This window comes from Beijerinckia indica subsp. indica ATCC 9039 (genome assembly GCF_000019845.1).
Classification (GTDB): domain Bacteria; phylum Pseudomonadota; class Alphaproteobacteria; order Rhizobiales; family Beijerinckiaceae; genus Beijerinckia; species Beijerinckia indica.
In genome coordinates, this window is record NC_010581.1 from 4,062,528 (window position 1) to 4,077,588 (window position 15,061).

Below are 15,061 nucleotides of genomic sequence, written 5' to 3' on the forward strand. Positions count from 1 at the left end.
CGATCATGTTGGCGTTAGATTTTGAGAAGAAGCGGCACACCACGCCTCCAGGGGTGTCGGATGAATATGCCGTCGGTCTTATAGGCTTTTTGGCCGGTCCTAGGCAATGGGGCGCTTTTCGTCACGCTCATCAAGGCCCGCGCGCCGGGCGGCGACGCCCGCAAGCGCCGACCAGTCCTTGTCGCTTTCGCCATGCGCGATGCAATCGAGGAAATTATCTCGCAGCAGACTCCCTAGCGGCAAGGGGACATGGGCGGCTTCTCCCGCAGCCAAGGCCAGGCGAACATCCTTGAGGCCTAGAGTGAGTTTGAACCCGGCTGGCTCGAATTGAGCCCTCGCGATCAAATCGCCATAGGTTTTATAGGCCGGAGCGGCAAAGAGACTATTGGTCATGACGTCGAGAAAATCGGCTGCCGTCACCCCATGGCCCTGGACCAGGGCCGCAGCCTCGCCGATCGTCTCGATCATCGATGCGATCATGAAATTACCGGCGATTTTCACAATATTGGCCGCTTTCGGCTCGCTGCCCACGGGCCAGATTTTCTGACCGAGGGCGGCCAGTACCGGCTCGATGGAAGCGACAGGGCTCGGTGCGCCGGCAACGACAATATGCAGCTTGGCGGAAGCAGCGGCCTCCGGACGGCCGAAAACGGGGGCTGCGACATAAGCAAGGCCGAGTCTATCGTGGAGCACGGCCAGTTCCTCGGCGAGGGCCACCGAGATCGTCGCCATATTGACGTGAATCAGCCCCTTGCGCGCTTGGGCGAGCGCACCCGAATCTATGAGCACGGAACGGACGGCGTCGTCATTCGCCAACATCGAAAACAGGGCATCGCCCTGCAGGGCGTCGACGGGCTCCTTGACGATTTCAGCGCCCTTTGCCTGCAAGCGAGCCAAGGGTTCCTGTGAGCGGTTCCAGGCTCGGACATGATGACCGGCGGCCAAAAGGTTCGAAGCGATGGCTAGGCCCATATGGCCAAGACCTAAAAATCCGAGTTGCATTGCCAAGATCCTCCTCCCCGTTTTTGAGGGCGGGGTGGTTGTCAAACGCACCAGCTAAATTCGCCCTGTAATCCAGACGAGCGCTTCTCATAGGCCAAGGCAAGACAAATTTTCGTACAGGCGCTTCTCATGAGCCATGACTTTCATGGGAGCGATGGTGAACGAAACCACGGAAACGGAAACGACACCATTTCAACGTTCTGCCGATGAAAAAACACGAGTGCTCGGTAAAGACCCCAATGGTGATCATGTACACGGATCGGCCTTCAAGAAGCCGCTTCGAGCAAAACGCCTTGTGTCGTCACGACGATCCAATGGCCCGCACGTTTCTCCACGAGGAGGATGCGTCCCTGCCCAGGCACGAAGACACCTTCTCTCGCAATAATTTTCTCGCTGCCGTTTTCTATATAGACCACGCCGTCACTTGCGACTTGCAACCGATAAGGGCTATCGGTGCCAGTAAGGGACATCGTACTTTCCTGCTCCTTTTGTGGGTGAGTAGGCTGCATCCGCGAAAAGGAATCGATGGCTCCTGTCATTTGGAAATCGACAGATGGCTTTTCGATCATGATCATCCGCTCGTGATCTGTGGAACGGAACGGCTGTGCAAAAAGCATGAGATGGTCTACGCCGTAAAACAGAGGGTGTCCAACTTCCTTCGCAATCATGATAGCGGCGAACGCCACGGAACTCACGGCAAAAAGAAGCCCTGCCACCGTCAAGCCCAGATCGGATGGAGACAAGAACAGATATTTTTTTATCGTCATGGAACAATTCTTTACGATGAAAGTCACGGAAAGGACGGTTGAAGATGCAGACAATCAAAAGATGAGCGACTATTCACGACAATGATATCTCTTCTGGCCTGCCTCCAATGAGACTTCGGCTGAATGGAATTTGAAAAAGCACATGTACCGATCGGCGTATGGTTCAATAATCACATCCGCCTGATTGCGCATCAAAGATGTAAGCCGTGGAAGTGGAAGCATGATGGTCGCTGCAATATCGATATGGTTCTTGCCACGGCGATCACTTGGTGAATCTCGAAAATTGATGTTTTCGGGTAGGCCATCGGACAGCAGGCGGTTACTGAGGGATCTCTCTTTTTGGAATGTAGTTAAATTCTTTGATGAGGATATCCTTGATGAAATCGCCGCCGAGCCGTTGATTGACGCGCTCCTTGATCCTCTCCTTCAGAGCAGAAATCTGGTATTTTTCCAGATGGTTAAAGTCTATGTCCTGCGAAAAGAGGATGTGGAAAGCCTCGTCTAAAATGAAAACCTCGGGTGAAATGTTCAGTTTTTTCATATCGGATTGATCAATATTATAAATAAAATTGGTCACGATATAACCAACCAATTCTCCGCTTTGGATCATTGGCACGTTGATATTTGCTGTCGTTTTCGATTCGATATGACCAGACATTTCTTGTGTCTGCGGATGTAATGCCCGGCTGAGGCTCCAGGTACTACCGACATAAAAGGCGACGGATGTGACGATGCAGATCCATATGCAGCATAGAAAGAGCCTCAGCATCGTTGTTGCCTGTCAAGTATATTGAGGGCGGAATATGTTCCATCCGATTCGTATGATTTTACTGTTTCGATGATTGTTTCCGTAATGCCTTCAATCGCCGTGAGGTGATTCTTCAAGGCTTGCAGATTGTAATCAAGGACAGCGCGCAAATGAGCGAATCGTTCCTGGATCTCCGTTTCAAAACGTGTTCCTTCCAAGCCACGAATGACACGCCGAAGTTCGAGTAGGCCTTGAGTCTTTTGGTGATTGAAATCCTGCAGGCTGATCGCGCAATTCTCGCGCAAAATCTTTGTCTCCTGCATCACAATCGTCTCGAGTCGATCGATGGCGTTCACGAGTGCGTCAAACAGAAATTGTTGCGGTTTATCGTCCAAGTGATGTGGATCGGCTTGGCCAGGATCGATCCTGGTCTCAGCCATGATAATACCATTACGCATACCATTTTCCTTCGCCTTGGAAGACAATCAAGGTGCACTTATGTCTCAAGTTTTCGACGATCCAATATCTACAGCTTTAAAAAATGGAGAGTCGTCTACAGGGGAAGAATGAAACATCCCGGCATAATTCATCCGGGTCGCAGCAACCTTACCAATTCCGAGATCAAGACGTTTGCCGATTTCCTTTGAAAGCTGATCGGCCATCATAGATTTCCAGATGTTGCCCGCTGTGCCATGACCGAATACATCTTCTGTATTTTTCGGTAGCATCGCCTCGACAAAATTGCGGAGCAGCACAGTTTCCAAATCCTTGAAGACTTTTGTCCGTGTATTGGGCGAAGGCGTCTCCAGACGCGGTTTGGGAAGGAAAAGGGGCAATGAATGTGATGGGGGTTCCGATGAGCCGACCCCATCCAATATGTGTGAAAAATGAACGTCATTCGTGGAAGACGACCCATCGGTGGAGCCCAGTCTTTCGCGCGCCATTATCGGCGAAATCGGGCCCGCTGCATTAGCAACGTCGAGAACGATGTCGGAAGGCGGCTGAATAGACATGGTGAACCTCGTCTGCAAACTAGAACCAGAAGTTCCAACAACATCTCGACATCGCTTCCGGCCAGTTCCAACAAAGAATGAATTGCGGTTCTAGCCTGTCGTTTGAAGTCGGTAATTGTGAAAGTAACGGTCCTAGCTTGTTCCGAGCTTACCTTCAGAAAGGGGCTCCTCGGCTTATTATAGGGATGGTATTCGTCGCGACGTGTCCAACCGGGAGAAAATGAAAGGAGGTGTAGAGCTGATACCAATCGTAAGCTTTCTGTCGAGCAAGGTCATGTTGAGGCAAGTTTCGCACTTTAGAGTGTCGAAAGTAGGCGCAATCAGAGGGGTTACGTCTGGGGATTGATCATGGTCGATGCTTCATTGAGTATGCCCGGCGAAGCGAATGGCAAAAATGTCCGTGATATAGGATTTGCCGCGGGCATTATCGCTATCCTGTCTGTTTTCTTCCTTCCTATCCCTGCTTTTTTCATTGATCTGGGCCTGGCTTTTTCTATCGCGCTCTCCGTCCTCATCCTGATGGTCGCGTTATGGATCCAACGGCCATTGGATTTCTCCGCCTTCCCCACTATTCTTCTTGTCGCGACTCTCTTGCGGCTCGCTCTCAATATTGCGACGACGCGGCTGATTTTGTCGCATGGTTCGGAAGGGACGACTGCCGCAGGTTATATTATCGGCGGTTTCTCGAAACTGGTCATGAGCGGTGACTTCGTCATCGGGCTGATTGTCTTTGCGATTCTGATGACGGTCAATTTCGTGGTGATCACGAAAGGCGCGACTCGCATCGCGGAAGTCGGCGCGCGCTTTACGCTGGATGCCATTCCGGGCAAGCAAATGGCGATTGATGCCGATCTTTCAGCTGGATTGATCGACGAAAAACAAGCCCAAGTGCGGCGCCGGGAACTTGAGGAAGAGAGTTCCTTTTTTGGTTCGATGGATGGTGCTTCCAAATTTGTGCGCGGCGATGCCATCGCAGGCCTTATCATTTTGGCGGTAAATATTTTTGGTGGCATTGTCATTGGTGTCACGCGGCACGATATGCCGCTCAGTCAGGCTTCCGATGTCTTCACGAAACTGTCCGTGGGTGACGGGCTTGTCTCCCAGATTCCTTCGCTGATCGTTTCATTGGCGGCGGCGCTACTCGTCTCGAAGGGGGGAACCAGGGGGACGGCGGAGCAAACGGTTCTCGATCAGCTCATCAAATATCCCCGCGCGCTTTATGTGGCGGCTTTGTTGATGGTTCTCCTGGCCGTCATTCCTGGCCTGCCAATGGTGCCGTTTTTGCTGCTTGCGGCTGTTTTTGTGGTGACCGCCAACACGATTCCGAAAAGGATCGCCGAGGCCGAAAAAAGAGAGAAGGCCAAACGTGAGGCTGCGGAGCGGCAGGCTGAGAAAGAAGCCAAGAATTCTGTCAAGGAATCGCTGAGATCTGCGGAAATCGAACTCTGTCTTGGCAAGCAATTGGCGACAAAATTGCTCGAAACGCATAATGAGCTTTCTCATCGTGTCGCCAAAATGCGACGCAAATTCGCCAAGCAATATGGGTTCATCGTTCCTGATATCAAATTGTCTGATAGTCTCTCGATTCCTGCGAAATCCTATCAGATCAAGATTCATGGGACGATCGTCGCGACCTATGAATTGAAACTTGGGGATATGCTTGTCGTTATCGGTGATGGTCGTAGGCCCGATCTACCCTTCGAAGAGACTCGTGAGCCCGCATTCGGCATGAAAGCGCTTTGGATCTCGCAAGCTTTTACCAATGAGGTGAGAAAGGAAAATTTTGTTCCAGTCGACATCATGTCTGTGTTGTTGACGCATCTCAGCGAAGTGATCCGCAGCAATCTGTCTCAGCTTTTGTCTTACAAAGACATGCGCGCGCTTTTGGATCAGCTGGGGCCTGATTACAAGCGCTTGATTGATGATCTCTGCCCGTCGCAAATCTCTTATTCAGGTCTGCAGGCGGTCTTGAAGCTTTTGCTCGCGGAACGTATCTCCATCCGTAATCTTCCGCTTATTCTAGAGGCCGTTGCCGAAATCGCACCGCATGTGCGACGTTCCGAGCAGGTGGTTGAACATGTTCGTATGCGGATCGCGCAACAGATTTGCGGCGATTTGAGTGAAAATGGCGTGTTAAAAATCATGCGTCTTGGCCAACGCTGGGACCTCGCTTTCCATCAAAGCTTGAAGCGGGATGGCAAGGGTGAAGTCGTCGAATTTGATCTCGATCCCGCCATGGTCGAGCAATTCAGCAAGGAGGCGACACGTGCCATCCGGGATCATCTCGATAAAGGGGAGCAATTTGCGCTCGTGGCCACACCTGAATCACGCCCCTATGTGAGGCTCGTCATCGAACGGCTCTTTGCTAATCTGCCCGTGCTTTCCCATCTCGAGCTTGCTCGTGGCCTCGACATCAAGGTTCTCGGGACGATTTCGTGACCTTTTCGCCTTCGCATCTCGTTTTGTTCGTGACCATTTTGTTTTGTCGTATCGGCTTCTGTGTGATGCTGCTGCCGGGCTTTTCAAGCCCCCGTATTCCCCTCAAGGTTCGCCTTGCCTTGGCTCTCGCTTTGACTTTGACGCTTACTCCGTTCCTGGCGGAGGAGGTCCGCCCGGCTCTCCGTGATGAGACACCGCTTCTTCTTGCGCATCTGATGATATCGGAAAGTCTGATGGGTTTTTTCATCGGCTTTTCAGCGCGAATATTCTTTGCGGCTCTCGAGACTACGGCGAATGCCATGGCTATGATGATTGGCATGACCAATGTGCTTGGCGCCCCCGTGAACGAAGAAGAACCGTTGCCCGTACTCAGTGCACTCGTCACGCTGAGTGCAACAGTCTTATTGTTCATCATGGACCTGCATTGGGAAATTTTGCGGGGTTTGGTCGGTTCCTACAAGGCAGTGCCGGTTATCGATCATTTCAATGCGCGCCTTGATCTTGTTCAAGTCGCCGATAGTCTATCTAAAGCTTTTTTTCTGTCTTTCCGGCTTGCGGGGCCGTTCATCATTTTCTCAATTATCGTTAATCTCGCTGTGGGTCTGATCAATAAGATGATTCCGCAAATTCCGATCTATTTTATTACTATGCCTTTCGTATTGATCGGAGGCCTTTTTCTGTTCTTCGCCACATCAACGCAATTGTTCGAACTCTTCATGTTCGGGTTCCGAGCCTGGTTGATCAGAGGATAGGATCATGGATGTTCCTTTAGCCAAGGCCCGGCGTATCGCACGGATCAGGCACAATTTATTGCGCCTCGCGGAATGGAAAAAATACGAAATTGATCAAGCGGTCCAAGCCGTCGAAGAAAAAAATCGTCGGATCATCGATCTGCTTCAAGAAGGTCATGCGGGCTCTGTGGCCTATTCAAAAATGCTCCTTGCCAGTCTCCAGAATATCGGACACCACAAGGACATTCTCGCAGAACGACAACGTATTCAGGCTGAAAATGTTTTGTGTGAGCAATATCGTTTCCGTCGCAGCATGGATGGGCTGGAGCAGGCACAGCGGCGGGAGGAATGCTTGCTAGAACATAAAACCTTGATGGATTTAATTGACGTTAGTCAGGCGCAAAGCGGAAGGCCCAAAAGTTTGCGGATATCCGATTCAAAGGAAGGCGAAAGCCCGTAGTGAGAAAGTCCGAGTCCAAGGGCTGGGGCGTACCAATCGGCTGTCATGAGGTAGACAGCAATTAAATCGGGAAGGGTTTCAAAGAATCGCAGGTCAACTCCCACGACATGGATGTGGCTTGTTCCGGTTCGCTTCCTGCCGCAAAAGTTTTCATTTCGATATCACCCTGTCTCTCCCTGGCTATGAATCATAGTCAGGGAGCGTCATGGGAGAAATTGAAAGCGTGTCGCCTACATCATAATCGAAGACATATAATGGTGCTGTATGCATTCACATCTGCTCACGCATCCAGCTCTCCAGCATCGCTCATTCATCCGGATTGGCGATGCTGCAAGTCTTTATGAACGCATCTAATTTATCTAAAAAAGGCTGCGTTTTTAACTAGACGCTTTATCATATGACTTGATCGGTATCAGAGGCTCGTGTGGGCTGTAAGGCCTGTAATCTCATTCAGCATGATTGGGGAACAGGCACGAAATTATTCACGCACTCATCGAGTTCGAAAATGGGCAGATTCTGGACCCCGAACTCAGAATTTCTCGATGAAGGTGCGTAGGTCGACTTCGAAGCTCCAGGCGCCACGCGGCTGGGCGAGAAAATCGAAATAGATCTGCGCGATCGCATCCGGGTCGATCATATCCTCGCGCTGGCCAGGCGACACCGGCACGTTTGCAGGACGGATCGCGCCATCAATGATGAAATGAGCGACGTGGATATTCTGTGGCTGGAATTCGCGCGCCGCGCTTTGGGCCAAGGCACGTAGGGCAAATTTGCCCATGGCGAAAGGTGCCGATTGGGCATTACCCTTGATGCTGGCCGTTGCGCCGGTGAAGAAAAGTGCGCCTTGCTGTTTGACGAGCATACGTTTGAGCGCTTGTTGCGCGACGAGAAAACCGCCGAAGGCCCCGGCATTCAGCGCGAAGGCGACATCCTTCGGGTCGAGATCGACCAGCGAACCGCGCACACGGCCAGCGACATTGTAGATGACGACATCAGCTCCCCCTAATTGCTGGTCGACCTCCGTGAAAAGCTTTTCGACACCCGCGGGATTGGTTGCGTCGCACCGAAAAAGCTTGGCTCCGGTTTGACCCGCCAGGTCTTTAAGCTTATCCGTATCACGTGCGACAAGGCCGAGTTTCAGGCCTTTGGAAACAAAGAGCCTCGCCAAGGCGGCGCTCAACCCGCTGCCGGCGCCGACGATCAGGGCTGTTTGATAGGGAATGGCGGCCATGGCTTTTCCTTCCGAAACTGATACTGGCTAATGCGGTTGGCCTCGAGGCCAAAACCTTCGTCCGAGTGACGCTTTCGTGTCTCAGACTATTCTGAAGCTCAATCTGAAGCATTTTCCGTGAAAGCGAAAGGACAGCCAGAGCCTGTTCCCAGGGGCGCCGGTGGTTAAGGTTTCGTCAACCTTAATCGTCTTTTATGGCTGACATGATAAAGGTGAAGGAATCGGCGCCAGAACGGGGCCCTTTCGAAGAGCCGCCATGCGCCTTATGTTTAAGTTTATGCATTTTCCTGCCAAAAAGCTTATGTCCTTTTCGACAGGAAAACGGCGTGCCGCATCGCTCGTTGATGCGGAGGCATGCGATGCTTTAAGTCTTTATTAATGCATCAAATCATCCAAAAACGGACTTGTTTTTTGGATGATTTGATGCCCTGGCGGCATTGATTACGGCCTTGAAAGAGGCCAATTCGCCGCTCAGAAAGCTAGGTTCCGATAGGTTCAACGGCGGTTGCGCAATGGTTCATTGGTCTTTTCCAAGCCGAGGACGCGCCTTGCGGTGCAAGCGCTTCTCCAAAATGCCTTGTCGCGAGGCGGGCTTCTTGCGCCACGCTTTGCTGGCGCTGGGGCTCGGCGCGATCACCCTTGGATCCACGCTGGCTCCGGCCAGGGCGGATATGATCCGCGCGCATTATTCCGTCAGCCTCATCGGCCTTGAGATCGGGGATGCCGTGGCGACCGGTCATGTCGAGCCCTCGCACTACCAGATCGATCTCAATGCACGGCTGACCGGCGTGGCCGCTATGGTTTCCAATGTCAAATTGGCCTTCGCTTCCGCGGGCAATTTGCATCGCGGCGCGATTTTGCCATCGTCCTATGCAACGACGAGCGGTAACGAACAGGAAACCCGGACCGTACGCATGCGCTTGCAGTCGGGTACCGTCAAGGCCGTGGATATTTCTCCGCCTTTTGAGGATTGGGAGGGTCGCGTTCCGGTGACCGAGGCCTTGAAGCGCAATATTCTCGATCCCACCAGCGCCCTGATCATGGCGGTGCCCAACAATCAGCCTCTGGTCGGACCGGCGGCATGCAATCGGACCTTGCGTATTTATGACGGCTATGTCCGTTATGATGTCGCTTTGTCCTATGCCGGTACGCGCGAGGTCGCGGCAAAGGGTTACTCCGGCCCGGTCGCGGTCTGTACCGCCCGCTATCATCCCATCGCCGGCCACAAGCTTGACTCGCAATCGACCCGTTTCATGGCCAATAACCGCGAGATCGAGGCTTGGCTGGCGCCGGTTGAAAAGGCGCATGTCGTCGTGCCCTTCCATGTGTCCTTGATGACCATGGCTGGCCTCGCAATCATCGATGCCGTGGAATTTACCGTTGAACCCTCGACTGTGACGGCCAATACGCACTGATGCGAGATCGAGAGGCGTGACCAGCACGTATGTCCATCGGACGACAGAACGCGTGGTCCTATTGGTTGGATCATGCTGAGATCATCACCGAGTTTGGATTTTGGAGCGGACTGTCCGCTCCAAAACTCAAGAGGCATTTTCATGCACAGACCCAGGTGACGATTGTCCTTTCCGGCGCACGCGCTTTTCAAATCAGAGGCAAGCACTATACGGTCTTTGCCGAACAAGGCCTCATTATTCCCGCACCCGCGATTTCGGAATGCCGCCTCATGCCGCCCGTCTCATAGAGCGTTTGAATATTGCCCGCTGGTGCCTCCAGCGCGGCGATTCAATCGCTGGATTGGCGGCAGAGCTGAATTTCTCGGATCAGAGCCATTTCGGCCGGCATTTTCGGTGTGCCTTCGGCACCACTCCCAACGCCTATCGCAAAAGCATGCGATGATCACAAACGTTCCAGACATTGTTTCCATGGGCATCCAATAGTCCTCCACGAGGTCTGGATACCCATGGATTGGACGATCATTATTCTCTTGTTTGTCGCGGGGCTGTTGGGCGGTCTTGTCAATGCGATTGCTGGCGGAGCGACTCTCTTGACATTCCCGGCCATGCTGGCGGCTGGATTGCCTCCCGTCGTTGCAAATGCCTCCAATGCGGTCGCTATTGCTCCGGGACATTTGCTCGCGGCACTGGCGGACTGGACAAAATTGCGGCCCTTCGATCAGTCTGTCATTCTCTCCTTGATGATCGCCATCATTGGAGGGGCCCTGGGCGCCTTGCTGGTGCTCGCGCTTCCCGAACGGCTTTTCGTCTTGCCGATCCCGGGCCTTATCGGTCTCGCGACATGTCTGTTCGCCTTTGCCCCGCAGATCCAATCATGGACGCATAAACGAAACGGCAGAACAAGACCTTCTCCCATCGGAGATTTCGCGGCGCTTGCCAGCGCCTCCCTTTATGGCAGTTTCTTCGGGGCGGGGCTCGGCATTGTCCTGACGGCTTTGCTCTCGATGGCCGGAAACACTCTGTATGCTGACGGGAGCCTTGCTGGGTGGCTATGCGGGTGGTCGTCTCATTCGTATTCTTCCGGCGCGTATGATCCGTGTGTTCGTGATCACCGCGGGTCTTTTAATGACGATTATCTATGCGCAAACACTATTGGTAATCAGCAGCAGTGCATAATGGGAAGGAACACCTTCACGAGCACGATGTAGCATGGCGCACGGATCGGTACTTTCTTTGTCGACACATGCAGGATTCAATGCATTGCGCGATAGCCGTAGGTTCCCAGCCTGGGACGAAGCCGAAGAAGCTGCGCAATGTTGACAGGCGGCAATTACCTGTACCGATCGTGTCTCCACGTTCCTGCTCGGTCGCGACGAGACCTTACCCGTCATTCGCATCGGACCTTGCAAGCTCTGCGAAAGCCCCCTATTTTGAGTCAGACCTGATCCGATAAAAGGAGATGCTTTCGACATGGACCTGAACTTCGCCGCCTTCACCCCTTCGGTATCGCTGCGAGACGTTCTGCCCCATGCCTGCATCTGTTTCCTTTTCCAATCTGTCGTGGTCCACGACTGACGGCACCCCGCTTTTCACCGACCTGAACCTGAGTTTCGGCTCCGAACGCACCGGCATTGTCGGACGTAATGGAACCGGGAAGACCACTCTTCTGCGTCTGATCGCGGGCGACCTGAACCCGGTTCCGGGCCAAATGCAGGTCGCCGGGTCGATTGCGATGATGCGGCAGGAGGCGATGGAACGCCCCGGCGACACCATTTCCGATCTGTTCGGAGTGCAGCCTGCACTCGATCTGCTTGATCGGGCAGAAGCCGGTCTTGCCGATGCCGATGAATTGGTCGAAGCGGACTGGACATTGCCCGCGCGGATCGAGGCTGCCTTGCTGCGCTGTGGCCTGTCGGCTGATCTGCAGACCTCGCTGGCAACTCTTTCCGGTGGGCAGCGCACCCGCGCCGCCCTTGCGGCGCTAATCTTTGGCGAGCCGGATTTCCTGCTGCTCGACGAGCCGACGAACAATCTCGACCGCGCCGGGCGTCAGGCCGTGATTGACCTGATCCAGGGCTGGAAGGCTGGGGCGATCATCGTCAGCCATGATCGCGAGATGCTGGAGGAAATGGACGCCATCGTAGAACTGACCCCGCTTGGCGTGACCAGATATGGGGGGAATTACAGCGCCTTCCGGCACTGGAAGGACACTGAACTGGACGCGGCTCAACGCAATCTTGCCCATGCGGAAAAGGTTCGTGCCGAGATTGCCCGTCGCGCGCAGCAGGCCGCCGAGCGCAAGGCACGCAGGGACAGCGCCGGGCACAAGGCGAGGGCGAAAGGCGATCAGCCCAAGATTCTGATGGATGCAACCAAGGGCCGGGCCGAGGCATCGGGCGGCGCAAACGCCCGTTTGCGCGATGCAAGGCGCGAGGCCGCAGAGGAAATGTTTTCTGCTGCCCGCGAGAAGATTGAGGTTCTGCATCCCCTGCACATGGATATTCCCCCGACCGGCCTGTCGCCCGGCAAGGTAGTGCTGCGGCTCGACAATGTGACCGGGGGATATGATGCCGACCGCCCCATCATCCGCGATCTGTCGCTGACCATCATCGGCCCTGAGCGTGTTGTCATCGCCGGGCCGAACGGCAGCGGCAAGACGACGCTTCTCAGGCTGATCACCGGCCAGCTGACCCCGCAACGCGGCGGGGTGGACCTCATGGTCCCCTCTGCCTTGCTGGATCAGCATGTGGAGCTGCTTGATCCCGCTCAGTCCTTGCGCGAGAATTTTCTGCGCCTGAACACCTCAGCGGATGCGCATATGGCCCATGCGGCACTTGCCCGTTTCGGTTTCCGCGCGGCGGATGCCTTGCACCGGGCGGGCAATCTGAGCGGGGGCGAGCGTCTGCGCGCGGGTCTCGCCTGCGCCCTCGGGGCCACACCTGCCCCCATGCTACTGATCCTAGACGAGCCAACCAATCATCTTGATCTGGACGGCATCGCGGCGCTGGAGGCCGCACTGACAGCCTATGATGGTGCGGTGCTGGTGGTCAGCCATGACGAGGCATTTCTGAAAACCCTCGCCCCGAACAGAACCATTGAATTGCAGGGATGACGGCTTTGTACCGCAATGGATGTGCTCCAGGTAAGCCGGACCTTCACATTATGAATTGCTGCTGATTACTGAAATGATGGTGAGCTTGTTATTATTTTAGGTGTGATCAAACATAAGGTTTCCGCCTTCTCAAAAGCGCCAGAGAGGTGCGGGTTGGGGAGCGGGTTTGAGTGTAAGCGGCAGTCCAGCGCTGACCAGGACGACACCCTCGCAGACTTGCGCAAGAGCCTGATTGAGCCGGCCTTGCGCATCACGAAACTTTCGCGCCAGGGCATTGTCCGGGACAATGCCCTGGCCGACCTCATTGGAGACAATGATCAAGGGGCCTGACAGTTTGAGAATCGTGGCCGTGAGATTGGCAACGGCTGTGTCGATTTCGGCTTCATGGAAAAACAGATTGCTGAGCCAGAGCGTCGCGCAATCCACGAGCAGAATGGAGGCGGGATGGGCGTTCTGCTCAAGGGTTTCACACAGAGCGAGAGGCGTTTCGACAAGCCCCCAGAGGGGACCGCGTTCACTCTTGTGGCGGGCTATGCGTTCGGCCATTTCCGCATCATGGGCCTCGGCCGTGGCGATCATCACCGGCCGCAAGCCGGAGGTTTCTGCCAGTCTTTGTGCGTAAAAACTCTTGCCGGAGCGTGCGCCGCCGAGAATAAACAGACTGCGGATGGGAGAGGCCGGGAAGGGATTCATGTAAACCGGAAAGGAACGAAATCGCGGCGGTCCGGATCGACGAGAAGGCCGCGATCGATCGGCGGCGCTGCCCGTTGCGGACAATCGGTGCGTTCGCAGATACGGCAACTGACACCGATCTTGGCGACCGGAGTGGTTTTTAGATCGATGGCGTCGGAATAGACAACATCATGCGCATAGCTGATCTCGCATCCAATGCCGAGCGCGTAATGACGGGGTTGCGCGAGATGGCTGCCAACCGATTTGGTGGCTGAACGGGCGACACACAAATAGCGCACGCCATCCGGCATTTCGGCGATCTGGACCAAGGTGCGGTTCGGCATTTCGAATGCCTCATGCACATTCCATAAAGGACAGGTGCCACCGAAACGAGCAAATTGGAAACGCGTCGATGAATGACGTTTCAGAATATTTCCCGCCCGATCGATGCGCACGAAATAGAAAGGGACACCGCGCGCATTCGGCCTTTGCAGGGTGGACAGACGATGGCCGATCTGTTCGAAACTCGCACCGAACATCAAGCAGAGGCGTTCGACATCATAACGTGTCGAACGCGCCGCATTCAGGAAACGCTCATAAGGCATGATCAAGGCGCCGGCGAAATAATTGGCAAGCGCGATCCTGGTGATGCCGGCCGCGCCGCTCGCCCGGAAACCGGCCTCGGCGATGATCGCCTCGAATGTATCGCCTTCCTCAAGATGGGCGATCTGATGCGCAATCAAAAACGCCCGGCTCGTCGGATCGAGACCATCCCGGATCGAGAGCACGCGGCCGACGCGATCATAGCGGCGCATGAAGCGCGAGGTCGGCTCGACCTTTTCGCATTCGACGCGCACGGCATGGCGGCGCAAGAGATAATCCGCGAGTTCGTTGACTTTCGTCCCCTCGCCGATGCCGAGTTCTTCCTCGGCGATTCGCTCAGCCGCGACATCGAGCACATCGATGTAATTGCCGCGATAATGGAAGAAATCCCGGACTTCCTCGTAAGGCAAGAGCATGCCGGAATCCGAGGCCGTGCCCGCCGGCCGATGGAGGATGTCCTCATCGTCCATCGTCTGCATGCGTTCATTGGTGCGGCGAAAAGCCGTATGCAATTGGAGAAAGGCATGTGCGAACCAGGACGCATTGCCAGCGATCATCTTCAGATCCTGACCACTGGGCGTCAGTCCTGAAAAGAGCGGATCGGCCAGGGCTTCCTTGAGATCGCCGATGAGGCGATCGGTATCTTCCTGCGCAAATTCGCTGAGATCGACGGAAAAGGATTGAGCGAGACTGAGCAGGACAGAGGCGGAAAGGGGACGCTGGTTATTTTCAATCTGATTCAAATAACTAGGCGAGATCCCAAGACGCTCGGCAAAGGCGCCTTGAGTCAGGGCGTGAGCCTCCCTGAGGCGTCGGATCTGGGTTCCGGCAAAAAATTTTTGACGCATTTCGCATTTGTAACATTGCG

Annotated in this window: 16 protein-coding genes; 8 read left to right on the forward strand and 8 right to left on the reverse strand. The window is 54.5% G+C overall.

What is annotated here, in order from left to right:
- Nucleotides 1–99: 99 nt before the first annotated feature.
- Together BIND_RS18215 and BIND_RS18220 are read right to left on the reverse strand one after the other, a co-directional pair.
- Nucleotides 100–1,047 carry an NAD(P)-dependent oxidoreductase gene (locus tag BIND_RS18215; protein WP_280110017.1) on the reverse strand — a complete coding sequence of 316 codons (948 nt, stop codon included), beginning with the start codon at nt 1,045–1,047 and terminating at the stop codon, nt 100–102.
- A gap of 221 nt (nt 1,048–1,268) precedes the next feature.
- A complete protein-coding gene (locus tag BIND_RS18220; RefSeq protein WP_012386488.1) occupies nt 1,269–1,769 on the reverse strand; it encodes a hypothetical protein in 501 nt (166 codons plus the stop codon).
- 123 nt (nt 1,770–1,892) lie between these two features.
- On the opposite strand from BIND_RS18220, the gene BIND_RS21710 reads away from it, so the two are divergent.
- A complete protein-coding gene (locus tag BIND_RS21710; RefSeq protein ID WP_158304404.1) occupies nt 1,893–2,042 on the forward strand; it encodes a hypothetical protein in 150 nt (49 codons plus the stop codon).
- Between the two features lie 46 nt (nt 2,043–2,088).
- On the opposite strand, the gene BIND_RS18225 is transcribed toward BIND_RS21710, so the two are convergent.
- The 3 genes from BIND_RS18225 to BIND_RS18235 are packed head-to-tail and all read right to left on the reverse strand — an operon-like array spanning nt 2,089 to nt 3,530.
- On the reverse strand, nt 2,089–2,538 hold the full coding sequence (locus tag BIND_RS18225; RefSeq protein ID WP_012386489.1) for a hypothetical protein: 450 nt from the start codon (nt 2,536–2,538) through the stop codon (nt 2,089–2,091).
- Nucleotides 2,532–2,975, reverse strand: coding sequence for a hypothetical protein (locus BIND_RS18230; protein WP_012386490.1), 444 nt, complete (start codon nt 2,973–2,975; stop codon nt 2,532–2,534). The genes BIND_RS18225 and BIND_RS18230 overlap by 7 nt, the downstream gene beginning before the upstream one ends.
- Before the next feature lie 45 nt (nt 2,976–3,020).
- The gene (locus tag BIND_RS18235; RefSeq protein ID WP_012386491.1) at nt 3,021–3,530 is read right to left on the reverse strand and encodes a rod-binding protein; all 510 of its coding nucleotides are present in this window, start codon (nt 3,528–3,530) and stop codon (nt 3,021–3,023) included.
- Between the two features lie 348 nt (nt 3,531–3,878).
- On the opposite strand from BIND_RS18235, the gene flhA reads away from it, so the two are divergent.
- The 3 genes from flhA to BIND_RS18250 are packed head-to-tail and all read left to right on the forward strand — an operon-like array spanning nt 3,879 to nt 7,160.
- A complete protein-coding gene (gene flhA / locus BIND_RS18240; protein WP_012386492.1) occupies nt 3,879–5,969 on the forward strand; it encodes a flagellar biosynthesis protein FlhA in 2,091 nt (696 codons plus the stop codon).
- Nucleotides 5,966–6,721, forward strand: a complete 756-nt coding sequence (locus BIND_RS18245) for a flagellar biosynthetic protein FliR (RefSeq protein ID WP_012386493.1) — start codon at nt 5,966–5,968, stop codon at nt 6,719–6,721. The genes flhA and BIND_RS18245 overlap by 4 nt, the downstream gene beginning before the upstream one ends.
- 4 nt (nt 6,722–6,725) lie before the next feature.
- Nucleotides 6,726–7,160, forward strand: coding sequence for a hypothetical protein (locus BIND_RS18250; protein ID WP_012386494.1), 435 nt, complete (start codon nt 6,726–6,728; stop codon nt 7,158–7,160).
- 529 nt (nt 7,161–7,689) lie between these two features.
- Here BIND_RS18250 and BIND_RS18255 read toward each other — a convergent pair.
- Nucleotides 7,690–8,391 (reverse strand): SDR family NAD(P)-dependent oxidoreductase, encoded by a 702-nt coding sequence (locus BIND_RS18255; RefSeq protein WP_012386495.1) that lies wholly within the window; start codon nt 8,389–8,391, stop codon nt 7,690–7,692.
- Nucleotides 8,392–8,987: 596 nt separating this feature from the next.
- Between BIND_RS18255 and BIND_RS18260 the strand changes: the two genes are divergently transcribed.
- The 4 genes from BIND_RS18260 (at nt 8,988) to BIND_RS18280 (ending at nt 12,918) form a co-directional block, all read left to right on the forward strand.
- Nucleotides 8,988–9,806, forward strand: a complete 819-nt coding sequence (locus BIND_RS18260; RefSeq protein WP_244395920.1) for a DUF3108 domain-containing protein — start codon at nt 8,988–8,990, stop codon at nt 9,804–9,806.
- Nucleotides 9,807–9,906: 100 nt separating this feature from the next.
- The gene (locus BIND_RS22220; protein ID WP_280109986.1) at nt 9,907–10,248 is read left to right on the forward strand and encodes a helix-turn-helix domain-containing protein; all 342 of its coding nucleotides are present in this window, start codon (nt 9,907–9,909) and stop codon (nt 10,246–10,248) included.
- A 64-nt stretch (nt 10,249–10,312) separates the two neighbouring features.
- Nucleotides 10,313–11,014 carry a sulfite exporter TauE/SafE family protein gene (locus BIND_RS18275; RefSeq protein ID WP_012386498.1) on the forward strand — a complete coding sequence of 234 codons (702 nt, stop codon included), beginning with the start codon at nt 10,313–10,315 and terminating at the stop codon, nt 11,012–11,014.
- Between the two features lie 320 nt (nt 11,015–11,334).
- Nucleotides 11,335–12,918 carry an ABC-F family ATP-binding cassette domain-containing protein gene (locus BIND_RS18280; protein ID WP_012386499.1) on the forward strand — a complete coding sequence of 528 codons (1,584 nt, stop codon included), beginning with the start codon at nt 11,335–11,337 and terminating at the stop codon, nt 12,916–12,918.
- A 129-nt stretch (nt 12,919–13,047) separates the two neighbouring features.
- Here BIND_RS18280 and cobU read toward each other — a convergent pair whose 3' ends face one another.
- Nucleotides 13,048–13,611, reverse strand: a complete 564-nt coding sequence (gene cobU, locus BIND_RS18285; RefSeq protein ID WP_012386500.1) for a bifunctional adenosylcobinamide kinase/adenosylcobinamide-phosphate guanylyltransferase — start codon at nt 13,609–13,611, stop codon at nt 13,048–13,050.
- On the reverse strand, nt 13,608–15,041 hold the full coding sequence (locus BIND_RS18290; RefSeq protein ID WP_012386501.1) for a helix-turn-helix domain-containing protein: 1,434 nt from the start codon (nt 15,039–15,041) through the stop codon (nt 13,608–13,610). The genes cobU and BIND_RS18290 overlap by 4 nt, the downstream gene beginning before the upstream one ends.
- Between the last annotated feature and the right edge of the window lie 20 nt (nt 15,042–15,061).